This window comes from Mesorhizobium sp. WSM4837, assembly GCF_055811435.1.
This window is the reverse complement of record NZ_JBVVQE010000030.1, coordinates 50193-72453: the sequence shown is the minus strand read 5'-3', so window position 1 is coordinate 72453 and position 22261 is coordinate 50193. Positions and strand designations below refer to the sequence as shown.

Annotated in this window: 20 protein-coding genes and 2 pseudogenes; 6 read left to right on the top strand and 16 right to left on the bottom strand. The window is 60.8% G+C overall.

Going from position 1 to position 22261, the window contains the following annotated elements; translation table 11 throughout:
- Window positions 1–68 precede the first annotated feature (68 nt).
- Complete coding sequence (locus tag AC0L3D_RS18945; protein ID WP_473645414.1) at window positions 69–659, bottom strand: GNAT family N-acetyltransferase; 591 nt, start codon at window positions 657–659, stop codon at window positions 69–71.
- A gap of 91 nt (window positions 660–750) precedes the next feature.
- On the opposite strand from AC0L3D_RS18945, the gene AC0L3D_RS18940 reads away from it, so the two are divergent.
- On the top strand, window positions 751–1146 hold the full coding sequence (locus AC0L3D_RS18940; RefSeq protein WP_473645412.1) for an acyl-CoA thioesterase: 396 nt from the start codon (window positions 751–753) through the stop codon (window positions 1144–1146).
- 209 nt (window positions 1147–1355) lie between these two features.
- Here AC0L3D_RS18940 and AC0L3D_RS18935 read toward each other — a convergent pair whose 3' ends face one another.
- A complete protein-coding gene (locus AC0L3D_RS18935; protein ID WP_167378795.1) occupies window positions 1356–1724 on the bottom strand; it encodes a winged helix-turn-helix transcriptional regulator in 369 nt (122 codons plus the stop codon).
- 92 nt (window positions 1725–1816) lie between these two features.
- Between AC0L3D_RS18935 and AC0L3D_RS18930 the strand changes: the two genes are divergently transcribed.
- Window positions 1817–2422, top strand: coding sequence for an NADPH-dependent FMN reductase (locus AC0L3D_RS18930; protein ID WP_473645410.1), 606 nt, complete (start codon window positions 1817–1819; stop codon window positions 2420–2422).
- Window positions 2423–2503: 81 nt separating this feature from the next.
- Here AC0L3D_RS18930 and AC0L3D_RS18925 read toward each other — a convergent pair whose 3' ends face one another.
- Window positions 2504–2941 (bottom strand): winged helix-turn-helix transcriptional regulator, encoded by a 438-nt coding sequence (locus AC0L3D_RS18925; RefSeq protein WP_473645408.1) that lies wholly within the window; start codon window positions 2939–2941, stop codon window positions 2504–2506.
- A gap of 97 nt (window positions 2942–3038) precedes the next feature.
- On the opposite strand from AC0L3D_RS18925, the gene AC0L3D_RS18920 reads away from it, so the two are divergent.
- Entirely contained in the window at window positions 3039–4019 is a 981-nt protein-coding gene (locus AC0L3D_RS18920; RefSeq protein WP_473645406.1) for a quinone oxidoreductase family protein, read from the top strand.
- A gap of 172 nt (window positions 4020–4191) precedes the next feature.
- Here the strand turns inward: AC0L3D_RS18920 and AC0L3D_RS18915 are convergent, their stop codons facing one another.
- From AC0L3D_RS18915 to AC0L3D_RS18880, 8 genes and pseudogenes are all read right to left on the bottom strand, one after another.
- Window positions 4192–4347, bottom strand: a complete 156-nt coding sequence (locus AC0L3D_RS18915; RefSeq protein WP_287171617.1) for a hypothetical protein — start codon at window positions 4345–4347, stop codon at window positions 4192–4194.
- A gap of 139 nt (window positions 4348–4486) precedes the next feature.
- A complete protein-coding gene (locus AC0L3D_RS18910) occupies window positions 4487–5107 on the bottom strand; it encodes a hypothetical protein (RefSeq protein ID WP_473645405.1) in 621 nt (206 codons plus the stop codon).
- Between the two features lie 22 nt (window positions 5108–5129).
- Window positions 5130–6458 (bottom strand): gluzincin family metallopeptidase, encoded by a 1329-nt coding sequence (locus AC0L3D_RS18905; protein WP_473630350.1) that lies wholly within the window; start codon window positions 6456–6458, stop codon window positions 5130–5132.
- Window positions 6459–6577: 119 nt separating this feature from the next.
- Window positions 6578–8443, bottom strand: coding sequence for an adenylate/guanylate cyclase domain-containing protein (locus tag AC0L3D_RS18900; RefSeq protein ID WP_023799842.1), 1866 nt, complete (start codon window positions 8441–8443; stop codon window positions 6578–6580).
- Window positions 8444–8526: 83 nt separating this feature from the next.
- A pseudogene (locus AC0L3D_RS18895) lies at window positions 8527–9575 on the bottom strand (class I SAM-dependent methyltransferase).
- A 155-nt stretch (window positions 9576–9730) separates the two neighbouring features.
- Window positions 9731–10792, bottom strand: a pseudogene (locus AC0L3D_RS18890) (alpha/beta fold hydrolase).
- A 395-nt stretch (window positions 10793–11187) separates the two neighbouring features.
- The gene (locus tag AC0L3D_RS18885) at window positions 11188–12483 is read right to left on the bottom strand and encodes an FAD-binding oxidoreductase (RefSeq protein WP_023799838.1); all 1296 of its coding nucleotides are present in this window, start codon (window positions 12481–12483) and stop codon (window positions 11188–11190) included.
- Between the two features lie 494 nt (window positions 12484–12977).
- Window positions 12978–14720: a hypothetical protein gene (locus AC0L3D_RS18880; RefSeq protein ID WP_473645403.1), complete on the bottom strand. Its 1743-nt coding sequence runs from the start codon at window positions 14718–14720 to the stop codon at window positions 12978–12980.
- Window positions 14721–15586: 866 nt separating this feature from the next.
- Here AC0L3D_RS18880 and AC0L3D_RS18875 point away from each other — a divergent pair.
- On the top strand, window positions 15587–16822 hold the full coding sequence (locus tag AC0L3D_RS18875; RefSeq protein ID WP_473645424.1) for a class I SAM-dependent methyltransferase: 1236 nt from the start codon (window positions 15587–15589) through the stop codon (window positions 16820–16822).
- Window positions 16823–17456: 634 nt separating this feature from the next.
- Here the strand turns inward: AC0L3D_RS18875 and AC0L3D_RS18870 are convergent.
- Both AC0L3D_RS18870 and AC0L3D_RS18865 read right to left on the bottom strand, forming a co-directional pair.
- Entirely contained in the window at window positions 17457–18098 is a 642-nt protein-coding gene (locus AC0L3D_RS18870; RefSeq protein WP_287171623.1) for a hypothetical protein, read from the bottom strand.
- Between the two features lie 96 nt (window positions 18099–18194).
- Entirely contained in the window at window positions 18195–18560 is a 366-nt protein-coding gene (locus AC0L3D_RS18865) for a helix-turn-helix domain-containing protein (protein ID WP_473535048.1), read from the bottom strand.
- Window positions 18561–18805: 245 nt separating this feature from the next.
- On the opposite strand from AC0L3D_RS18865, the gene AC0L3D_RS18860 reads away from it, so the two are divergent.
- Together AC0L3D_RS18860 and AC0L3D_RS18855 are read left to right on the top strand one after the other, a co-directional pair.
- Window positions 18806–19465, top strand: coding sequence for a L,D-transpeptidase (locus AC0L3D_RS18860; protein WP_077380658.1), 660 nt, complete (start codon window positions 18806–18808; stop codon window positions 19463–19465).
- Window positions 19466–19475: 10 nt separating this feature from the next.
- The gene (locus tag AC0L3D_RS18855) at window positions 19476–19988 is read left to right on the top strand and encodes an OmpA family protein (protein WP_027155108.1); all 513 of its coding nucleotides are present in this window, start codon (window positions 19476–19478) and stop codon (window positions 19986–19988) included.
- Between the two features lie 192 nt (window positions 19989–20180).
- On the opposite strand, the gene AC0L3D_RS18850 is transcribed toward AC0L3D_RS18855, so the two are convergent.
- From AC0L3D_RS18850 to AC0L3D_RS18840, 3 genes are all read right to left on the bottom strand, one after another.
- Window positions 20181–20837, bottom strand: a complete 657-nt coding sequence (locus AC0L3D_RS18850; RefSeq protein WP_473645401.1) for a DUF1579 family protein — start codon at window positions 20835–20837, stop codon at window positions 20181–20183.
- A gap of 121 nt (window positions 20838–20958) precedes the next feature.
- Entirely contained in the window at window positions 20959–21702 is a 744-nt protein-coding gene (locus AC0L3D_RS18845) for an SDR family oxidoreductase (protein WP_473645400.1), read from the bottom strand.
- Entirely contained in the window at window positions 21699–22064 is a 366-nt protein-coding gene (locus AC0L3D_RS18840; RefSeq protein ID WP_473645398.1) for a putative quinol monooxygenase, read from the bottom strand. The genes AC0L3D_RS18845 and AC0L3D_RS18840 overlap by 4 nt, the downstream gene beginning before the upstream one ends.
- Between the last annotated feature and the right edge of the window lie 197 nt (window positions 22065–22261).

The following is a 22261-nucleotide window of genomic DNA, read 5'->3' as shown; positions in this document are numbered from 1 at the left end:
CCGGCACTTCATTTGCAGTTGGTGTCCTGCCCGAAGCGGCCTTTGCCGCGTGGCCAAGCGGTCCAGCATTACACGCCATCATCAGCATTTTGCGTGAAATCATAACGCATGATCGGGCGGGCTGGCACCCTGCGGGCGACGACCCTGAACCCGGCGCGAGCGAAGGTGGAGGCGTATCCGCTGCCGGAAGCGCTCGGCGATACGCCGGCATCAAAAGGATAGGCCTCGAGTGCAGGGGCGTTTGCGCGCCTTGCAGCTTCCAGCGCCGCTGCGATCAGGTGAGATGTGACGCCTTGACGGCGGTATTTTTTTCGCACGTAGAGGCAGGACAAGGACCAGACCGGTGCATCATCCACTCGCTTCAACTGCCACAGCCGATCGAGCCAGGGCACGGCATCTCTGGGCGTCACCCGGCACCAGCCGACAGCAGTAACGCCGTCGAAAGCAAGTACGCCTGGGGAGGGGCCATGCTCGACGGCTTGTCGGAACCCCGCCTTGTTTTCCTCGCCTGGTCGCTTTCGATAAGAACTGCCGATACGCCCGTACATACACCAACAGCGACTGCAGACGGCGCTCTCACCGAACAGCTCCTCGAGCGCGGGCCATAGATCTGATGTCAGAGGGCGAGAGGTAAGTTTCATGTCAGCTGCCTTTCTCAACTCGCTGTGCGCAGTCTAGCACCTGGCAGCGCGTTGACGCATCGGTGCCATCCCGATACGGGAGAAGATCGATATCGAGGGGATTTGGCGCATGGTGCATTACGCGAACGGGCGGCCGATTGGCGATCTGACGCTCAGGACCTTGGCCATGCCTTCGGACGCCAATGCGGCGGGCGACATTTTTGGCGGCTGGGTGATGGCGCAAATGGACCTGGCCTGCGGCATCCGCGCCGCCGAGCGTGCCAAGGGCCGCGTGGTGACGGCGGCGGTGAAGGAAATGTCGTTCGCCAAGGCGATGAAGATCGGCGACACGCTGTGCATCTATACGCATGTCGAGCGCGTCGGCCGCACCTCGATGACGCTCAAGGTCGAGGCATGGGCGCAGCGCTACCTCTCCGACCTGATGGAGAAGGTCACCCACGCCGACTTCGTCATGGTGGCGCTGGACGGCGAAGGCAAGCCGAAGGCAGTTCCGGCGGAGGGCTGACTTCTGACTTCCCTTCTCCCCTTGTGGGAGAAGGTGGATCGGCGCGCAGCGCCGAGACGGATGAGGGGTGTTGGCCGGAGCACCGTCGGTGCCAAGCTGGAACACCCCTCATCCGACCTCGCTTCGCGAGGCCACCTTCTCCCACAAGGGGAGAAGGGCAGGCGAGCGCTTTTTGCCGCGCTGCCGCAAAGCCTTGCGGCGCAAAGGTTTCAGGCATGTATCTCATCGAACCTCGCGCGAGCGGCCTTGACCCGCTCGGTGTTCTTGCGCGCCCATTCGCCGAGCGCGCCGACCGGCACAAGCAGCTCGTAGCCAAGGTCGGTCAGCTCATAGTCGACGCGTGGCGGAATGGTCGGAAACACGGTCCGGGTGACGAAGCCGTCGCGCTCAAGCCCGCGCAACGTCGTGGTCAGCATCTTTTGCGAAATGCCGCCGACGGCGCTACGCAATTCGTTGAAGCGCAGCGGCCCGTCACCGAGCTTGCCGACGACGAGTACGGTCCATTTGTCGCCGACGCGCTGCAGGATTTCCGAGATGGCGCGGCAGTCCTCGGTGCGGTGCGGGTGCCTTGGTATCAAAAAAGTGCCTCCTTGCGCCTCGTTGGCGCAGTCACTCATATAGCTCAGGTATCTAAACGATACCAGAAATTCGCCTGAAGGAGAGCCCCTCTATGTCCAAACCCAAAATCGCCATTGTCATCGGTTCGACCCGCGCCGCACGCTTCGCCGACGTTCCGACCCAGTGGATCGCCAAGATCGCCAAGTCGCATGCCGACATTGACGTGGAAGTGGTCGACCTGCGCGACTTCCCGCTGCCGTTCTTCGACGAGGTCGCTTCGTCCGCCTGGGCGCCGTCGCAGAATGAAGTGGCAAAGCGCTGGCAGAAGAAGGTCGCCGAGTTCGATGGCTTCATCTTCACCGCCGCCGAATACAACCACGGCCCGACCGCCGTGCTGAAGAACGCGATCGACTACGCTGCCAATGAATGGAACAAGAAGTCGGCCGGCTTCGTCGGCTATGGCAGCGTCGGCGGCGCGCGTGCCGTCGAGCAGCTCAGATTGCATGCTGTCGAGCTGCAGATGGCGCCGGTCAAGTCCGCCGTCCATATCGCCTGGGGCGATTTCCTTGCCGTCCGGCAAGGTGAAAAGAAGCTCGAGGAGCTCGAGCACCTGAACCAGGCGGCGACTGCACTGGTCAACGACGTTGCATGGTGGGCCAAAGTGCTGAAGGCGGCGCGCCAGGCCGACGCGGTGGCCGAGGAAGTCAAGGCGGCCTGAACCGCAGACCAGGACAATCCTCCCAAGAATTCCCGGGGCGGCGCTTGCGTCGCCCCTTTTGGTTCAGGCGATGGTTGGTATTCAGGCGATGGCTGGCTGCCGCGCCTGCCGAGGCCTGATGATACAGTCGGCGAGGCGGTCCATCTCGTTCAACTCATCCGCATGGTGCTGGCCCCACTCACAGAGCGCCAGAAGGATAGGCTCGAGGCTGAGGCCGAGGCGCGTCGCCGAATATTCGACGCGTGAGGGGATCTCGGCAAAGATCTCGCGTCTGACAAGGCCGTGTTCCTCCATTTCGCGAAGCTGCTGGATCAGCACTTTCTGGGTGATATCAGGCACCAGCGTCTTCAGCGCCGACAGCCGCCGGGGGCCGTCGAAGAGATGGTAGAGAATGACAGCCTTCCATCGGCCCGAGATCACCTTCAGCGCGCGTTCCGCCGGCAGCAGCGGCAGTCTCTTGGTTGGCAGCCTTTTGGTCGGCAGCCTTTTGGTCTGCCCCGTTTTGGTCGGCATGGCCATGGTCACCTCCTGGTCAGCAGGGGACAAATGAGTGTGTAGTCGCGATCAGGCAGATAGTGGCAAACAGCAGCCGATGCCATAGCGATGGATGCATGCCATGAGAGCCATTCAACTGAACCGTTTCGGCGGTCCCGACGTCCTGGACGTCGTCGAGATGCCGAAGCCAGAGCCGCAAACAGGCGAGGTGCTGATCCGCGTTCATGCGGCCGGCGTGAATTTCTTCGAAGTGTTGATGCGCGGGGATCGCTACGCGGTGACGCCGCAATTGCCGATGGTTCTCGGCGTCGAGGCTGCCGGCACCGTGGAGGCGCTTGGTCACGGGGTCGACATCTCGCTGACCGGGACACGCATAGCTGCGCCGCTGTTCGCTTCGAAGCGCCCGTTTGGCGGCTATGCCGACTATGTGACGATCGATGCAAAGCTGGCCGTGCCTTTGCCCGATGCGCTCTCATTCGAAGACGCGACGGCTTTGATGGTGCAGGGACTGACGGCTTTTCATCTGCTGCGGCAAAGCCCGCCAGCCGGCAAATCGATGCTGGTCACTGCGGCCGCGGGCGGTGTCGGCTCGCTGCTGGTCCAACTCGCCAAACGCCAGGGCGCCAGCGCCGTGATCGCGGTCGCCGGCAGCAGGGCCAAGCTCGATCTTGCCCTGTCGCTTGGCGCCGATGCCGCGGTCGATTACAGCACGTCGGATTGGCCCGCGCGAGTGCGGGAGGCGGCTGGCGGCGCCGGCGTCGATGTCGTCTACGACATTGTCGGCGGCGCGATGACGGCGGCATCGCTGGAGGTTCTCGCGCCAGGTGGAGAGCTGGTCTGTGCGGCGCTGGGCAGATACGCGATCGGCGCTGCGGAACTGGAAGCGATGATCACCCGAAACCAGTCACTGCGAGGTTTTTCCCTGCTTCCGCTGCACTCCGCCGACGGCCTCAGGGCCAGCCTGTCGGAGCTTTTCCAACTGGCCGCCGGCGGCCAGGTTGCCGTGACGCAAGGCGGCCGCTATCCGCTTGACCGGGCCAACGAAGCGCACCGCCTGCTGGAGGAGCGCCGCTCGACCGGCAAGGTCGTGCTGATACCTTGAGTGGTGGTCGATTAACTGCGCACAGGCTGCGTGCAATGCGTGTGCTCAAATGGTCGGAACAGCGCCAGGAGCCGACTTCTGGCGTCCCGGATTGCAGGCGGCGAAGGCCTCTCTAAATGACTGTTAAACCTTGTTCTTTGTCCTCTATATTGCCATTCAATTCGATCACAACCTAGCGTACTTTATTCGCATCGTTGTCCGCTTTTTCAGTCGCCTCAGCAATCATCGGCAGTCTTGCTTCTCTTCTTGTTCCAAACTCATCGACATAGACTTTAATTTCATGGTCCCGTTGCGCGCCAGCCTGATCGAATGAGGCGTAGAATTCCAAGTTAGCTGTCAGAAGATTCTTGCCGACAATGTCAAAGTATTTAATGCCACCTTGGGGACTTCAACAGGATTTCTTCCAAATGATCTATATCTACAGCCATATGATTTTCCTCCTTGTTCTTGCCTCACTTTCGACGAAATCAATCTAGATCGCCTGCTTTTCGTGGCGTCCATCCGCTTGATCTTGCCATCACGCCACCAGATCTGCCCATTCCGCCCCCCGATCTACCCATGCCTCCGCCCGACCTGCCCATGCCTCCGCCATGGGCCTCTCCAGATAACAGGATTTGCTCGAGTGACCCCGTCTCTGCGTCCAACCTGAGTGAATGGTCACTCTTGTCATAAATCCATACTTTCATGTCCTTGGAGAAAGCTCCAATCTGAAAGCCGAGACCCGTTCGCGCACTGGAGCCGGGAACTCGGGACAGTCTTTTGTACGCAACTTCGTTGTCGGCATCGGTCGGGGGAGGGTCGTCGGGGTCGAGGCCAGCCCCATGGACGAGAAAAATCGCTGGCGGAGCCAGTTCATAAAATGCTCCTTCAAAGGAAAAAGCAAAAATCCGTGCCAAACACGCGTCAGGGTGTTCCTTCTCAGCGGGACCAGCAACATGTTCGAGCTGGCGTCGCAGAAAATTGTTGTTTCCTGGTCTTGGTACCTGCAAGTTATCGTATGTGCCGCCTCCTTTCAAAATCACGTCTTCAAGCAGCCGACCAAACAGATATACAGACGATACGCCAAGTAATGTTTCATTATCTGACATCTTCCTCTCCACTCATTATTATCTAGCTAGACATCGACCTCGCTAACAGAACTCTTTCTCGATAGCTCATCTTCGGAAAATTAGATATATCTCTCGGCAGCAAGGTGCGCGCCGAATGGGAATGGCCGCGGCGCGGCCTATTGTTGATCCGCCTGCCAGCGTGCAGATCGCCGATGCCCCGACGCCTGAAATTGCGATCGATGAGCCTTGCGAACTCACCCCCCGTCTCGACCTCGTCGACGGCGAGCATCGCCGTCGCGACATCTCCATAGTCCAGAAAATCGGGCCCCAGAGCCCATAGGGTTTCGGCCAGATGCATCCCGACGACGTCGCGCGCATCGAGCAGCGCCTCGCGGAAGCCGTCAGTCCGGCGGGCGAAAGCGCGGTCGAAGGCGTCCTGCAGCGGCGCCCGGGCCACCGGATCGGCTTCGGCGACATCGGCGAGATTCTCGACCTCGGGCGAGATCAGGCCTCGTGCCACCAGGCTCTCGTGAAAGATATCGACCAGGATGTCGAATATCGCGCCGGTGAGCGGCTCCGACAGGTCATGCTCGTTCTTCCAACCGTGAACGAATTCGGCCATCGTCCGTTGGTTGTTCGCCAACCTTATCTGACTATGCGGCGAAAATTCCGAAAAGCGCGCGAGACGGTTGGCGAGATAGAGGTTGCCGCGCGTCTCGTCCAGCACATTGTTGATCACCGACGGGAAATGCATGGCGGCGATCAGCGACACGCAGTCGGAGAAGGCTTCCTGGAAGCCGACATATTCGGGGAACTCTTTGCCCAGGCCCGGCACGCCCAGCACGGCGAAGGCTATAGCGTGGCCGACCTCGTGAGCGATGATGTCGAAGTCGAGGCTGAAAGGGAGAATACTTCCGTCCGTCTCGAACTGGCTGCCCACTTCGAGATAGCCGTAGCCGAACTGCGCATTGTTCCACGTCGGCAGAATCGAGATTTCCAGACGCTCATGGTGATCGCGGAAATGCCATGCAACCGACTGGCCGAGATAGCGTTCCCACACATCGAGCGTGAACCGCACGGAGCCGAAGAGATGCGCGGCCTCGAAGCCGGGCATCGATGGCTGGTAGTGATCGAAATTGCCGCGCTCGTCGGGCACTGCCGGCGCGAGGATATTTCCTGTCCAGGGCGGCAGATAGATGAACGGCGTTCCCAAGGGCGCGCGGTTCACGCCATAGGGCCTGGTCTTGCCGACCGGCTCCACGACATACATTCGATCGTCCGACGGGCCGACACCGACGCTTCCTAGAGGCGATGAAACCGTGACGATTTCAGGGCACGCTCGAGCGTCCTCGAACGGAGGCTGGACAAAGAGCCTGAACCGGGTCGCCATCCCATTCCCCCACGACCTATATTAGCTTAGCATAAATTAAGATTCGTTGCTTGGCGAGAACTTCGTAAGCAACGCAAGCCTTTTGTCTGTCGGGTCTGCGAACGCGCCCCGGCCCCGCCCTATTCCGTGAGTTCTATCAGCCTGGGATAGCGCGGGTGGCCGCGAATGGGCTCGAAATCGGAGTCGTTCTTGAACCACAGCTTCATTTCCGTGCCGACCTGAGGCAACCAGGCCTCCAGCAGGTCGATCGACCGGTCGCTCTCGCCCAGCAGCGCATAGGTGCAGGCGGCATTGTACTGGATGTTTATGTCGCCGGTTTCGGTCGCAAGGGAGCGCTCGAGCCATGCCAATGCTCGATCGTGCTCACCGAGGAAGGCGAGCATGATCGCGCCAAGGCATCCGACATTGGCATTCTCCGGGTGGTGCCTTAGCTCCTCCTCGGCCTTCTCTATCGCGATCCGCGCATAGTTTTCGGCTTGATCGTTCTGCCCGAGCGAGCGGAAGACGTTCACGAGCATAACCGGCGCACCATAGTCCGTCGGCTTGATCTCCATTGCCCTCAGGAAATACGTCGCTGCCAGTTCGAACTGACCCCGGGTCACGCAGAACTCGGCATAGTACCGATTGGCCTCATGGCAGTTAGGATCGATGGCCAAAGCCCGCTCGAAGGCGGCAACCGCCTCGGCGCGGCGACCAGCGCCCGAAAGGGCGTGCCCCATGGCCGCATACGCTTCTGACAGATTGGGGTCGATAGCCAACGCCTTTGCTGTGGTTGCCAGAATATCCTCGACCTGAATGTCGAAGCCAAATTGCGAGCGGAGCCGTGTGTTGCAGACCGCGATGCCGGCATAGGCTCGAGCATAGCTCGGGTCGAGTTCGATAGCCCTGGCGAAACTTTGCCTGGCCATCAGGTGGTTTGCCTTCGACGCGATGTGGTAATACTCGCGGCCTCTCAGATAATGCGTATAGGCTTCGACATTTTCGGTCGGCGCTTGCTCGATCGCCTTCTTCTCCTCGGGAAGGAGTTTGACCTTGAGCTGCTCGACGACTGCCTTGGCGATCTCGTCCTGCACGGCGAAGATATCGGTGAGGTCGCGGTCGTAGCGGGCAGCCCAGATGTGGCCGTCGCTCGCCCCTTCGGTCAGTTCGGCATTGATCCTGACGCGGTTCCCGGCTTTGCGGACGCTTCCCTCGACCACATAGGCGACACCGAGTTCACTGGCGATGTGTTCCAGGTTCAGGGCGCGGCGCTTGCAGGCAAAGACGGTGTTGCGGCTGAGCACGAAGAGGCCAGAAACGTTGGACAGGTCCGTGATGATGTCCTCGGTGATGCCGTCGCTGAAGAACTCCTGGTCGGGATCGTTGCTCATATTGGCGAAGGGCAGGACGGCCACCGAAGGCTTGTCGGGGCGCGTCCCAATCTCGCCGGTCCGCATTTCGCTGCGCGAGGCGACATTCCCCCAATTGGCGAAATAGAAATGCACCGGATGGGACATGTTCTTCACCGTCCTGGCACCCTGATCGGCGAAGTCCAGGTCGAGTTTGTTGCCGACCTCGTGGCGCACCGCCTCCGAACAGGCAATGCCGCCGGGTACGGCGAGACCTTGCAACCGGACTGCCATGTTCACGCCGTCGCCGTAAAAATCGTCGCCGTCGACGATAAGATCGCCGAGATTGATCCCCATCCGAAACTTGAAATGGCGGCCTTCCGGGATCCCGGCGTTGCGCTCTACCATCCCGCGCTGGATTTCTACGGCACAACGGGCTGCATTGAGAACGCTGCCGAACTCGACAAGTAAGCCGTCGCCCATCACCTTGAAGATGCGCCCGCCATGCTTGGCTACAGTGGGATCGAAGAACTCGCGGCGATGCTGGCGAAGCGCGCCGAGCGTTCGCTCTTCATTTGCTTCCATCAGGCGACTGTAGCCTACCACGTCGGCAGCCAGGATCGCCGCCAGACGGCGCTCAACCCGCTCCTCGGACATGCCGTCTCCGGAAAACGTACATACTACACGATTTAACGGCATACCGGTGAAGGTTTTTCGGTGTTCGTCGCTTTGCTATCTGTTCAGGTCGCTTCGAGAACCATGTTGAGCGGAGTCTGCGCGGCCCTGCGAACCTTGGTGAAGCCGCCGGAGCGGATGACTTCGGTCAATCGTTTCTCGCCCGCCTGGGCGCCGAGTGCGAGCCCAGCCTCCTGCGCCAGCGAGGTTGGCACACAGATCATCGTGGAGGCGGAATAGTACATCCTGCCGATCGGATTGATATTGTCCTCCAGCGTATCCCCGGCCATCGGTTCGACCACCATCCACGTGCCTCCCTTGTTAAGCGCTTTGCGGATGTGCACAGCGGCGGTCTTCGGATCGCCCATGTCGTGCAGGCAGTCGAAGCAGGTGATCAGGTCGAAGTCGCGGCCGGCAAAGTCCTGCGCCCGGCCGACCTCAAAGCTCACATTCGCTACCGCATGTGCCATTGCGTGCGCGGTCGCGGTGGCAATCGAGGCGGAGTGGAAGTCGTATCCGGTGAAACGAGACCTGGGAAACGCCTGCGCCATCAGGATGGTCGACAGACCGTGCCCGCATCCCACATCGGCTACATCAGCTCCGACCTTCAGCTTGTCGGCAACGCCATCGAGGGCCGGGAGCCACTCCTGCACCAGCGCATTCACATAGCCCGGTCGGAATAGCCGCGCCACGGCACAGAACATGCAGCCGGCGTGGTCGCCCCAGGCGATACCCCTGCCAGTCTTGAATGCCGCCTGCACCTTCGGCTGGTTCTCGACCATCGCGGCGGCGGTGTCGAAAGCGCCGATCATGTTGACAGGACTATTCGGTTCCGCGAACACGAACGCCTGCTCAGCTGTCAGCCAGAAACTTCCGCCCTCGTGCTGGACGTAGCCGGAGGCCGCCTGCGCAGCGAGCCATTCGCTGACATAGCGGGGGAAGCAATCTGCCGCTGATGCGAGTTCTTCGGCCGTAGCGGTCCGATCCGCTTCAAGGTTTCGTATAACCCAAGGGAATCGCCGATCCGCACCAACGGCACGCTCACAGCGCCGCCAAGGTCTCCAAGCACTCGCCCGACCAGCTCATTCAGCTTCGTTTCGTCAACCTGTGTCATGTCGATTTCTCCTCGCCGCCAGCAGCATCCCGCGCCAGCCAGTTCGAGGATGAAGCCAAGTTTGCCTGCTGGCATGAGGCAACTGTCCCTCACGGCAGCCGAAATCCGGCATTCGTCGCGGGACATCTGTCCCGCACCGGCCCATGTGAGGCGATCTAGCGGGACAGCGACTTGACGATCGCCTGTGAGCGGCTGCGCACGCCCAGCTTGTTGAAGATCACCGACAACTGGTTGCGGATCGTCTTCGTGCTCTTGCCGAGCCGCTCAGCTATCGAACGGTTGTCCAGCCCCTCCGCGACGAGGTTCAGAATCGTAGTTTCGGCGGGCGTCAGGCCGGCATCGCGGACAGCGCCGCTGGGTTGCGCGGTCCGATCCTGCCCGAGGAACCTGCCGAGTTCAGAGTAGAAGACGGGCCAGGCAGGTTCGTCCGGCAACAGCACGTGGTTCTTGCTTTCCAGCGGAACGAAGCGGGCGCCAGGAATCGTGGCAGCAAGCCTGCAGCCTTCGTCAAATGGAACACGCATATCGCCACGGCTGTGTGCTATCAAGGTTGGGACACGCAGGGCGGCGGCAAGGTCCATCACGTCGATCCCCTGCATCTGCCATAGCAGCTGCGCGGCGACCTCGGCTGTCGCCGTCTCCCGCTCCAGATCACCCCACCAGCGGTGCTGCTCCGGCTTCCCGTCCGGAATGAAGAGGTTCGTGAAGAACTAGCAGAACGCAGGATTGTCACGCCCCCAGCCGATGCGGATGAAATTGACCAGTGTCTCGGCCTCCAGACGATCGGTGTCGGTTTGGGCGCGAGCCCGCGCGCCCAGACCGTATGCGTTCATGAGCACCAGATGCGATACGCGCTCGGGATGCTTCAGGGCGTAGGCAATGGCCAACGCACCGCCTTGCGACAGGCCGAGCAGGACAAAGCGCGGCTCCTTGATTGATGCGGCCACGGCCTCCAGGTCCGCGTGCCACGCGTCGACGGACAGGTCTGCGACGTGCCGCTCCGACAGCCCACAACCGCGCGGATCGTAGCGCATGAAACAATTGCGCGCTGACAGTTCGCTGAGCCACGGCCGCCACACTGGACTTTCAAGATCATAGTCGACATGGCTTAGCCAATGCGCTGTCCGCAAGATAACCGGCCCCTCGCCGCATGACGCCGTGGCGATGCGTGTGCCGTCTGCAGAGGTACAGAACCGTATGCTTTGACTAAGCTTCACGGCGCCATGATAGCGCGACGCAAGGTCACGCGACAGGCCGGAGTCTGGTGGCGTCGATTGACTGCGCACCGGCCAATCGTGGAACGCGTCCGCTTTGCGCCGCATGGCAGTCATTTCTGTCGTCCAGCCCATTCGCCAAAAGCGGACGTGGCTACTGCAGCGGCGCAGGCAGCCCTTGCGCCAGGTGGACCGCCCACCGTAGCACCTTGCTGGTACTGTCGCGCTGGGAGTCTTCGCAAGACACTCCGATGCAGAATGGTTTGCGCTTGCAGCGCCGCTCGTACGCTTCCACTTGATGGCCGCAAGATTGCGACGGTCCGGCTTAAGCCGTTTAGGGTCAGCTGTAGCGCGCAGCCGGTGCTCGGCAGGCCGAGCCGGCCTATGCGGTGCCCAGATCACTCCGGCGTGGCCGCGAACGGCAAGATATTCTGATTGAGGCGGAACAGGTTGGAGGGATCGAGCCGAGTTTTCAAGTGTCTGAGCCGATCATACTTGATGGCTCCATAGGCACCCGAAGCAATGGCAGTATCGGATTGCTCGTTGACATAGTTGGCGGCTATGGACCGATCGGCCACGCGCCCTGCTGCGAACCTGCCCCATTCGATGCAACGCTCGTCGTCTGCCGGATCGTCCCATACGGGCTCCGCAATCCAGTAATAGCCGGCCTGCCTTCCGGAATAGGCGGTGTCTTCGTCCCGCACGTCGGCAACAGCGCCTCCAAGCTGCGTTATGTAGAACTCGCAATCCTTGGTTGGTGCCGAGGCAATCTGCTGCAGCATAGCATCCACTACGTCACCGGTGATATCCGACCAGAAACCACCTTTCGCGTAATACCGGCGTGACCAGGCGAAATGAGCGTCGTTGCGACTTTGCAGGTGAAGAAACGGCATGGCGCCCATCTCTCCTTCACCGACACCTGCAAGGTCGCCGAAGGGCGAGAGCATCTGATCCGCCCGCCTGCTGTCGCCCACCCACACCGCAGTCACGCTCAAGCCTCCTCGCGCGAGAGTAAAAGCGACGGAGAATTCTCGCGGGCGTTGTCGAGCCAAATCCCCGAGGCCGGTGATTGCGCGTTGTGCGTCGGCCATCGGGTACGTCCAATGGCCGGCAGCCACCGGGCCAAGTTGATGCAGCCGGAACCTGAAGCGGGTTATGACACCGAAATTCCCACCGCCACCGCGAATGCCCCAAAAAAGCTCCGGATCGATTGCTGCATCGATCCAGTTCACGCTGCCGTCGGCCGTCACGATCTCGACCCCGATCAAGCTGTCGATCGTCAGCCCGTAGGCGCGGCTGACGCGGCCCATGCCACCGCCGAGAGTGAGACCGGCAACGCCGGTGTGAGAAACGACGCCCGCCGGAACCACGAACCCGCTTGGAACCGTCGCTGCATCCAGATCGCGAAGAAGCGCGCCGCCGCCGGCTTCCACGGTTCCGGCGGAGATGTCCAGCCCGGCTGAATTGAGCTGCGAGAGATCGAGCAAAAGTCCGCCGTCGCACGTCGAAAGGCCGGGCAGGCTGTGTCCGCCGCCTCGGATCGCCAGGACCGCATTGCAATTGGCCGCTACGTCGATCGCCTTCCGCACGTCATCGACATCCGCCGCACGCAATACCGCGGCCGGCCTGCGATCGGAGACACCGTTCCATACCTGCCGGGCTCGATCATAATCCGCGCTGCCGGGCGTGATCACAGGTCCGCGACACCCGATGGAGGCGAGTTGCTTCAATAGCAAGTCGGACATATGAGCCCCCTCGTCGCAAGCGACCGCCGAACCTATCACCGCGGCGCATCCTACCCGCAATCGTTGCAGTTAGCACCTCAGAAAGGGTTCGAGTCCACCGATCAGCGTTCTCACAAGCCTCCGACACCCTACACCTTGTGTCGGTCGGCCCTGCGCCTCGTTCAGGTCGTTGAGATCAGTTTTGCCCGTTTCCTGAAAGCAGACATAGCCAACGACCACGCTGGAGATCATGGTTGCGCCAGTAACCAACGATCCCGCCATCGCGGACAAGGGCTGATTCAAACCATTGACGTTACTCTGCGCTGAGATTCTGCCTCTGAGCGGCGGCACACTCTTCCAAAAAGCAGGATGTTTCGAAGCACGATCAATCGCTTGAACGATTAGGCCGAAACAGCGGAATCCGCATGCAATAAATTGGCGAGGTTCTCGTCCCGTGTCGTCGATCAATCCCGGCGCGGATCGTAAGGTCTGGCGGCCCGTTGAGCGACGCGCTCGCGGTACCTCGCGTCGGTACCACTTCGGTTTTCCGGCTTGGTAAGCGTTTCGACAGGCTTCCCGAGGACGACCAGCAGCGTGTCCCATTCTTCCTGGCCGAGCGTCTTGTAGCGGTACTCCAGACCCGGCGAAGCCAGGAGTTGCTCGATCTCAAACCGCGCGAAAGAGGCCGCAGGGCCAATGCGGCGAAAGCCGCTTCGCACGGCATCGGTAGCCGCGGTCAGGTCGCTGAAGCCATACTTGCCCGGATCGTAGACGGAGTACTCACGCAGCAGCCGCAACAGGTCGGGCACGGCATCGACGCCGCGCTCGCCCTGGCGCTTGATCAGGCCGGTGGCAAAGCGGCTGACCGCCGGATCGGCGAGAATTGCGCGCTCTTCCGGCAGAGGATCGGCGTATGCACCTACAGGGAGGCCGGCCAGGGCATTGATCCAGTGGCGCGCCTCCTTCTTGTCGGTGGCCGCGAGGTAGCGGCGGGCGGCGAGCCGCCGCAGATCGGCGGAGTCGCCATCGACCTGTTTGATGATCGCCCACAGCCCGTCTGAGGATCGCACCCGCGGGTCCTCCAAGATGCGAACCAGTAGACGCCGGTCGCTCTCGCCGAGCGGCTGGTCGTTCGCGCGGAACGAGTCCATCCACTGATTGGCGAGCGCGAAGGCGGGATTCCTCACCGGCTTACGCGGATCGTCGAGCGCTCTGGCAAGTTCCTCGCGCGTTCTCGTTTTCGCCGCTTCCATATTCACGCCGCGCGAAACGCTGGTGTGATCGAGTAGCAGCCGGTTGGCCGGAACCTCGGCGTACATCCTTCCGTCACCGAGCCGCCGACGCGCCCAGCCGAACCGGAAGTTCTCGATCCCGCCCGAGGTCCCGATCAGCAACGGCGCCGCCGGGGCAAAGATCGACAGGATCGACTGCCGCAGCAGCACCTGTTCACCGGCGTCGGTGATGGTGAGCGCCTTGCGGTGGGGTGCGGAGGGTTCGAGCGACCAATCCACCCGTCCCGATCGGGGCTTGGCATCGGGCACGGCGGGGCCGTCCTCGATCGCGATAGTGAGGTCGGGTTCGGGGGCGTCGTCGCTTTGCAGCAGCGCCTTGCCCTCTGACATCATCAGGTGCCATTCGGCTTCCAGCGCGCGCTGAGGAGCGAGCGGATCGGAGGCATCGTAGCGCCGCTCTTCCAGCAGGCCATGCCCGATGACGGTGCTTCGTTTGCCGGGCGTCGAGTCCGGCACGATGCGATAGGTATTGGAATGACCGCGAAGGGTCTGGACGCGGACTGAAGTGACGCCCGGGGTCTTGAGCAAGGCCGCGCACAATGCGTCGCAACGGCCCTCGAACGGGCGGGCGAGGAGAATGTCGCCGTTGAGCGCAATCGGTGCGCTCGACTGAATGTCCGGCTCCTTCAGGCTGACCAGCATGTCCCTCGCCCAGGTGAGGCCTGGCTGGGGGATGGTCCAGAACAGTGCCAGCGTCGCGGCGCCCGACATGACGTTCAGAGGAACGCCTGAAAGGAAAAGCCCGAGCAGCAAGCGGAACAACGCGAAGGCGACGCCATACATGAAGGCCGTTGGCATCGACGCGAGGATGAGCCCCGGGATAATCAGGAAACTGCCGATTATGACCAGCCATGGCATTGTCAGCGCCGCGAACGCGCCGATGCCGGTGATGATCAAGTAAGTCTTCAACCACATGCGCGGAACCTTACCGCGCAGGACTCAAAAAAATGATAAAGCCACTGTTCTCGGGTCGGTGCCGTTTTTGGGGATCCGCCCGTTGACGAATCTCGTTACGCTCACCTCAAAAAGCTGTCGATCGTCCGCCTTTGGAGGCTCTGGCGCCTCCATCAGATGACCGACTCGGTGAAGGTTTTTCGATGCGGGCGCGCAACGCAGACATCGGCCCGCGTTGGAAAACCTCCAAGCATCGATCAGGCGATCTGGCCTTCTACCGTGACCTGGCCGGCCTTGCACTAGGCTGACACCTTCGCCGCCTGGCTCACGCCGCTACGCAAATCCGAATGGGTCGGAGATAGTTGCGCTGCGTCTCCCGTGAGAAACGCCACATGTTCATGTCGCCGATCAACCGCTGGCGCAAAGGGCTGATGGGTGTGCATCGAGAGCGGGATGGGTCATGGTCAGGCTCCTTGTTGAAGAAGCCCGTCATGCTCTGCCGCCGCCGAATGACGCTCAATGCGGGCGCGACGACCGGTCCCTGATCTCTACCTCAACCGCAGGCGCCCTCCCGCCTAGCGGGTTCGTTCTCCGACCCGAAGCAGAGTCTCACACGCGACGGCGGCATGGCTGCTTTGCGCCGCATGTCCGCCCTTGAGGCGATCTTTGCGATTGCCGGATAGCAGACGCTGCCGGCGACCACCTTGGACATCTTATTGCGCCAGGGCAGACATTTCCGATCGCGGGGCAGGCGGCCCCGGATGGGTCGCTACTTCGGCATTGGGAGGAGACTTCTGAAGTCCGACCCCTCTCCGCCCCAGATCGGTATTGATGTACCGACACCGGGCAGTCATACTTACGGGGCAAGTGACGAGAAACGAGCCACAATGCGTCTGCTGCCAAATCTGCTCTCCCGTTTTGTAAAAAACGGGCGCCTGACTGTCATATTCGAGGACGGTTTCAGGCAAGCCTTCGGCAGTGGACAGGATGGGCCCGACGTGACGATCCGCCTAACCGACAAAGCGGTCGAACGCGAGATCTTCTTCAATCCGGAACTGAAGGCGGCCGAAGCCTACATGGATGGCCGCTTGGTGATCGAGAACGGTGGCAACGCATTTGACCTCTTGTCACTTTTTTCCGTCAACCGCACTGGGTTGGCAGCCCACCCTGTTCAGAAGGCGTTGCGGAAAGTCTGGCGTGCGTTGCGCCGGCGCCAGCAGAACAACAAGCTCGGTCTCGCCGCCAAAAACGTTCAGCATCACTACGACATCCCGACAAAATTTTATGAGCTATGGCTCGACGAGACAATGACCTATTCGTGCGCCTATTACACGGCACCGGACAACAGTCTGCAGCAAGCGCAGATCGACAAGCATCGCCACATTGCCGCGAAGCTCAAGCTAGAGCCGGGCATGCATGTGATGGAAATCGGCTCAGGCTGGGGCGCTCTCGCCATCTATCTGGCCAAGTATTGCGACGTGAAGGTCACGGCGATCAACGTTTCGACGGAGCAATTGGCGGCGTCTCGGCTTCGAGCGATCGAGGCCGGGGTCGCTCATCAGATCGATTTTCGCGAGGTCGACTATCGCGAGGTCAGCGGACAGTTCGACCGTGTTGTCTCGATCGGAATGATGGAGCACGTAGGCGTCGTTCATTTCGACAGCTATTTCACAACCATTAGTAGATTGTTGAAGGATGGCGGCTTCGCATTAGTTCATGCGATCGGACGCATGTCACCGCCTGGTACGACGGCGCCGTTCATCCGCAAGTATATCTTTCCAGGTGGGTATGTGCCGGCTTTGTCAGAGGTGTTTGCCTCGTTGGAGCGCACGGGGATCTGGTGCGCCGACTGCGAAAATTTGCGGCTGCACTATTACTGGACGATCCACGATTGGCGTCTCGGTTATGAGGCCAGGCGCGAGGAGGCAGTCGCCATGATGGGCGAACGCTTCTGCCGTATGTGGGATTTCTATCTGGCGTCGGCCGAACTCGGCTTCCTAAACGGTTCAAATTTTGTCTACCAGATACTGATCTCGGCTCGCCGTGACGATGTTCCGATCATCCGCGATTATATTGTCGAAGAAGAGCGACGCCTGCTGAGCTCGATGCAGACGCGTGCGTAGTTTCGTTATCTACACCAGCGGGCCGGTCCGCTGGTGAGCTCGCCCTGCAGGACTCGGATGACATCATCCCGCCGTCAATCTTCGTCCGACGGAAGTGCCAGTGCAACCAATCGACAAGTCCGAAGATCAAAGCGGTCGGCCACGAATGACAGCTTTGCGCCTAATATCGGCCGTTGAGCAATCTCTCGCCAGTGCACAAAAGCTGCCGGTCCGCTCAGATCGCCGCTCCTCCGTGATTGGGAGTTGTCCGCCCACTCGTTCGCCCCGAAAGGGGCGCTGCGTTCCCGTGAACGCTCCACATCCGCTTTCTCAGTCCCTTTTTCTTATGACTTCGATAAGACTGGCGAGGTTGTCGGCTCCGTGACCTTCTCTTATGGCGTCTTCTGTCAGGCGCGGCCTGGCGCTAGGAGTTACGGGTACGCGTTCGTCCCGACATGAATTCGGGCTAGGCGTTCTTGCCAAAAGACGTGATGTGGAGCCGGCGACTATCCGTCGGCTCTACCAACCACATCGCTTCGCCAATAGATGGGCCCGGCTTTCAAAGCGGTCATTGTGTTGCCGGCCAGTTGAAGTGGCCTGCGATAGGCGACAAAGCCCGGATGCGCTGTATCACCCCGACTGCATGACCTCCCGCTCAAAGAACGCTCTTTTCAGGGCCATAAGCTTTGGCGAGACGGACCATGCCTTTCGTACGAAGGCGTTGGTACCAATAGAATAGTATCATCAAGCCGGTTGTTGTGCCGGCACCAAGGCACAGTGCAGGCGCCAACGCTGATCCGACATATAGTGCTAGAAGGGTCACGCCCGCCGCCGCGATAATGGCATTTACGAAAGCGATCATCGTCGCGGCTGTGGTCAGATGCGCCAGGAGCGGCCCGGCACGCAGCGACGGTTCGGCGTCGTTTTCTGGCCAACGGCCGAACTCTTTGGAAAACTGAAAAGCGGCATCCTCCCCCAGCGTTCGGTAGTAGGCCCTGATCCGGGCGATGCCGATATGGGCCTGCATGTTCTCGGCGGCTATATCGATCAACCTTAAGACGGTGAAGCTACCCAGCAAAAAGAGCGATGGCAGCACGGCTAGGAGAAACGGCTGAAGGAATTCAGGCGACTGCGCGACAAAGCCCGTCGCCACTAGAGCGCTCGATAGAGACATGATGTAGATGGTCGTTCGCGACGCCATTTCGCTGATAGTTGCGCTGATCGCCGATTGCTGCACGAAATGCTCTGTCGTGAGGGCCGCGAGAAGCGCGGTGTGGGGGGTTGTCGTGTCGGCCATTTTATATCTCCTGTGGTGAGCATGCCGCCGCTGGCGCATCCTGAGCGACAGAGCCGTCGACACAGGCTGCATGCGCCTACGCGATTGTGCAGATGTTCAAAGAGTGTTCATCAACTTGGCAATTCCGTTTAAATGGCGCCGGAATTCGGCTTGCCCGATGCCTGTATAACGCCGGAAATCGCGGCTCGCATGGGCTTGATCGAAATAGCCTTGCATGGCGGCCAATTGCGCCAGTCCGCCGGCGGGCGCGTCGGCCAGCAGAGCCCCAACTAGTCGATAATAGCGCATGACGCCCGCGTATCGTTTTGGTGAAAGGCCCACGAGGTTCCGGAACAGTCGATAGAGCGAAGAATAGGACAGCCCCAGCGCGGCCGCGGCAGTAGCAACGCCCTGGTTTGGATCGGCATCTATGAGGCGCACGGCTTCCGCAAGATTTTGAATCTGCTGGTGGGCATTGCTCACACGTCCGGATAGGGCAATGTCGCAACTACGCTCGGTCCCAACAGTCGCGCCAATTTGGTTAAGATCCTGGATGGGGTTTAGGTTAGACGTTCGTCCTCGGCAAGATTGTCACAATTCGGTCACTCGCCGCCAAATTGCCGAATGTCCGGACACGGCGGACTGAAGCAACGCAGCATTTTCCACTTTGAGGCGAAGTAATTCTCAACTATGGTCCGCCAAGTTTTTGGCATGGGGGGATATTGCCGATGGTTTTATCACGCAGGGGTGTCGTGCTCGGCGGCCTGGCGCTGGTCGCGGTGGGTGCAACCAGCAATATTGCTCAAGCCGCGGCGGCAAAATCCTTTTTCGCCGGTACCGCCAGCGACAACAATTTTGTCTATCGCAAGACCAACTTCGCCAAGATCGACAAGAGATGGCATCGCCAGATCGTCAAGTATTTCAGCAGCGAGCCGGTCGGCACCGTCGTGGTCGATACCCGCCACCACTTCCTCTACGTCATCATGGAAAACAAGACCGCCATCCGCTACGGCGTCGGCGTCGGCAAGGACGGCTTCAAATGGTACGGCCGCGCGACGATCGACCGCCGCGCGCTGTGGCCGCAATGGGTCCCGCCCCCCGAAATGCGTAAGCGCAAGCCGGACCTACCGCACATGGTCGCAGGCGGCGCGTCCAACAATCCGCTCGGGCCGCGCGCGCTCTATCTGCACCGCAACGGCGCCGACACCGGCTACCGCCTGCATGGCACGCTGGAGCCATGGAGCATCGGCACCGACGCTTCCAGCGGCTGCATCCGCATGTTCCCGGAAGACATCATCGACCTCTACCAGCGCTGCCCGATCGGCACCGCGGTGCAGGTCCTGCCGCACATCGCCGACCAGGCGCCCGCTTCCACCACTGTCGAATGATTGGCGCCTCATGAACCGCATGATTGAGAACACGCGCCGGCTGCTCGCCGCCGGCCTGCTGGTGCTGGCCGCATCCTGCTCGACCAGCAACACGCTGGCCCCTTCCACGCCCGACATCACCAACACCGAGGTTGCCGGCTTCCAGAACGTGCAGCCGGGCAGCGAGGAGGATTTTATCCTCAATGTCGGCCGCCGCACCTATTTCACGCAAGGTTCGGCCGCGCTCGATTCTGTCGCCAAGGCCACCCTCGACACCCAGATCGCCTGGTTAGCAAAGCATCCGCGCTGGCTGCTCAAGCTGCAGGGTTTCGCCGACGATCCCGGCGCAAGTGAAACGGCGCTGTCGCAGCAGCGCGCCGATGCGGTGATGGACTACCTCGCCGCCGGCGGCATAGACCGCAACCGCATGTGGGCCAAGGGCTACGGCAAGGACAGGCTCGTCCGCGACTGCCCCGACACCGCCTGCAGGTCGCAGAACCGCCGCGTTGTGTCTAATTTGCGCGATGAGAGGGACGAGCCGTAGGGGGCTGCTGTTCTGCTTGTGACCCGAAGCAGAGTCTCACACGCGACGGCGGCATGGTTGCTTTTGCCTCATGTCGGCCGTAAAGATCAGCTTTGCGGCTTTCTGAAAGTAGACAGCGCTGGAGGTCGCGGTTGCGCCATTGCCAAGCACCGAGCGAGCTAATGAGACGCCGGGCCGTCCTCGAACGGACGCTCACTCTTTCAGCCGTGTATAGAGGCCGCGTGTGGCCAACGTCTCTTGCTGTCCGGGACGCGTGAAATAGAGCTCAAAGACATGGCGATCGTTGTTCTCGATTTTGATTACTGTGCGCATGCCGATCGACTTGCCGACCGCGTCTTCGCCAGCCACACCCTGGTCGGTGAAGGCCCCGGACATGCTGATGGGCCTTTGATTTCCGGATCCAGGGGTGCCTTCGTAGTACATCATGGTTGTGTTGACAGGATCGATCGTAATCCACTCGTATCGGTCGTCCATGATACTGTAGCCGAGCCAGCCTTTGCGCCAGATTGGCGCTCCATCCAGCGTCCCCTCCATCGTGTCTTCGATGTAACGGCCGCCTGCCAACCACTGCCGACGGCTAATGAGGTAGTCCGTCACGAGCGGCGGCTGATCGGGGCTGCGGCCGAGCGTGCCGTAGAAGCTCAACTGGACCCGCCAGGTGCCAACTAATGGCGCCAGAACCTCATGCGCCTGACCCGGCAATCCGCGACTAAGCCATTTGGGTAACTCGGACTGCGTCGGGGGCGCGGCCGCGGCCGAGCCATCTTGAGCCAATGCGCCGGAAGGAACGGGGAGGGCGAACGCAACGACAATTAGGGCAACGTGTAGTGTCTCAATGGTTCTTTTCATCTGCGGTCCATTGTTTATTGGAAATTGCTGTAACGCGTTTGGTTGAGGCTCACCGTTGTGAACTTTCCGCGTGAACCGGATGGATACTGATCTCTTAACCCTTGAGGCTCTATCTGTTAGATCATTCGATGCTGACCAGCGTTTCACCTCCTGAAACTTCTAGAATAGCGCCGGTCACGAAATCATTAGTCATCAGGAAAAGTGCGGCCTTGCCGATATCGTCGACTTTTCCAACGCGACCTGCTGGGAAGCTCTCGCGCACCAGCGCGAAAAACGCCTCCCGCTTGGTTTGCGGCATGCCGGCCCACATTTCGCTGTCTATGACGCCTGGACGGATTGTGTTGACGCGGATCGGACCGAGTTCGAGCGCAAGGGCTCGTGTCAGCGCCTCCAGACCAGCGAACGCGACCATCATCATCGAAGCGCCCATGCGAGGCTTGGTCACCAAGCCACCAGTAGTGAATGTGATCGAACCGCCTTTCCGCATCTTGGGCGCCGCGTGCCGCGCGCAAGACCAACTGCCCAGGAGCTTGCCATACAGAACGGTCTGCGCGTCGGCCAGCGTTTGGGAGAGGAAGGTTCCTCCAGGACTTGGTGGAGTTGCGGTGATGACAAGATGGTCGAGCGCCCCCAGCGTTTCGAATACTTGCTCGACCGCCGCATCGTCGGTCATATCCAGCGACTGGAAGGTGATTGAACCGTGGGCGCTTTGTTCTGCAGCCAATTTCGCCGGTGGCCGCCGCCCGAGCGCGATGACCTCGGCGCCTGCGCGCGAGGCCGCAAGAGCCGCCCCCACGCCCATGCCGCTTGTCCCGCCAACGATCACGACTCGCTGATTCAGAAGAGACTGCTCGTCACCAGTCATCGCGGATCTCTGCCGCTGGCATATGGGCTCAGCATCTCAAGCCACTGCGTCTCCATGTCGCCCGGTTCGAGCTCACCACCATCTACGACGAACCTCTGGACATAGGCTTCGCTGAAGTGGCTCTTGACTGCATCGACACTGCGCCAGACTTCGTAGATGACGATGAGATCGGGGTCGGATCGATCACGATGGATGTGGAATTGTAGACAGCCCGTTTCTGATCTCGTCGCTTCGAGATCCTCAAGCATCCGGGTAACGAGCGCTTCGCCTCGACCAGGAGCGGCGCGATGCTTGGCGATCATGCAATAGGGCGTGTGTTCGCCAGTGGCTGGTGGGGGAAGATCAGGCAACACCAACGCCATATGAGTCTCCTTCTGGTAGCAGCCTAGGAGGTATTCTGCATTCACACGTCATGCGTTCATGGCGCATGCGAAATCCCGGCTATTGCTCCTTCGATAATCCGCCGCGATGCAGTAGCTGCTTTGGCTCGCGAATCGGTCGAAGTGGTTACGGCATTTGAGAATTTGCAGATCCTGGCGCGGCGCCGCTATGGCAGAAA

Coding starts and splice junctions, on each gene's coding strand:
- AC0L3D_RS18940 (WP_473645412.1), top strand. CDS start 751: ATGGTGCATTACGCGAACGGGCGGCCGATTGGCGATCTGACGCTCAGG.
- AC0L3D_RS18930 (WP_473645410.1), top strand. CDS start 1,817: ATGTCCAAACCCAAAATCGCCATTGTCATCGGTTCGACCCGCGCCGCA.
- AC0L3D_RS18925 (WP_473645408.1), bottom strand. CDS start 2,941: ATGGCCATGCCGACCAAAACGGGGCAGACCAAAAGGCTGCCGACCAAA.
- AC0L3D_RS18920 (WP_473645406.1), top strand. CDS start 3,039: ATGAGAGCCATTCAACTGAACCGTTTCGGCGGTCCCGACGTCCTGGAC.
- AC0L3D_RS18910 (WP_473645405.1), bottom strand. CDS start 5,107: ATGTCAGATAATGAAACATTACTTGGCGTATCGTCTGTATATCTGTTT.
- AC0L3D_RS18905 (WP_473630350.1), bottom strand. CDS start 6,458: ATGGCGACCCGGTTCAGGCTCTTTGTCCAGCCTCCGTTCGAGGACGCT.
- AC0L3D_RS18900 (WP_023799842.1), bottom strand. CDS start 8,443: ATGTCCGAGGAGCGGGTTGAGCGCCGTCTGGCGGCGATCCTGGCTGCC.
- AC0L3D_RS18880 (WP_473645403.1), bottom strand. CDS start 14,720: ATGTGGTTGAAGACTTACTTGATCATCACCGGCATCGGCGCGTTCGCG.
- AC0L3D_RS18875 (WP_473645424.1), top strand. CDS start 15,587: ATGCGTCTGCTGCCAAATCTGCTCTCCCGTTTTGTAAAAAACGGGCGC.
- AC0L3D_RS18870 (WP_287171623.1), bottom strand. CDS start 18,098: ATGGCCGACACGACAACCCCCCACACCGCGCTTCTCGCGGCCCTCACG.
- AC0L3D_RS18860 (WP_077380658.1), top strand. CDS start 18,806: ATGGTTTTATCACGCAGGGGTGTCGTGCTCGGCGGCCTGGCGCTGGTC.
- AC0L3D_RS18855 (WP_027155108.1), top strand. CDS start 19,476: ATGAACCGCATGATTGAGAACACGCGCCGGCTGCTCGCCGCCGGCCTG.
- AC0L3D_RS18850 (WP_473645401.1), bottom strand. CDS start 20,837: ATGAAAAGAACCATTGAGACACTACACGTTGCCCTAATTGTCGTTGCG.
- AC0L3D_RS18845 (WP_473645400.1), bottom strand. CDS start 21,702: ATGACTGGTGACGAGCAGTCTCTTCTGAATCAGCGAGTCGTGATCGTT.
- AC0L3D_RS18840 (WP_473645398.1), bottom strand. CDS start 22,064: ATGGCGTTGGTGTTGCCTGATCTTCCCCCACCAGCCACTGGCGAACAC.